Source organism: Belnapia sp. AC561, from assembly GCF_979252845.1.
In genome coordinates, this window is sequence record NZ_CEEDBP010000310.1 from 1 (window position 1) to 258 (window position 258).

The following is a 258-nucleotide window of genomic DNA, read 5'->3' on the forward strand; positions in this document are numbered from 1 at the left end:
GCGGCGGACGGGCCCTCGGCGCAACGCATCGCCGAACTCGCGCGCGAGCACAACATTGGCATCTGCTACGGCTATGCCGAAACCCACGACAGCGGCGGCAAACCCTACAACTCCGCGCAACTGATCGACGGCCAGGGCACGCGCCTGTGCAACTACCGCAAAACCCATCTGTTCGGTGCCTTCGAGCGCACCTTGTTCACCCCCGGCGAGCACTTGCAGGCGCCGTTCGAGTTCGCCGGTTGGTCCATCGGTTTGCTG

The 258-nt window shown here is 65.1% G+C and carries 1 protein-coding gene; it reads left to right on the top strand.

What is annotated here, in order from left to right; all coding sequences use genetic code 11:
* Positions 1-258, top strand: a 258-nt coding sequence (locus tag AC0IW9_RS31215; protein ID WP_471652174.1) for a nitrilase-related carbon-nitrogen hydrolase, incomplete at both ends; no start/stop codon positions are given.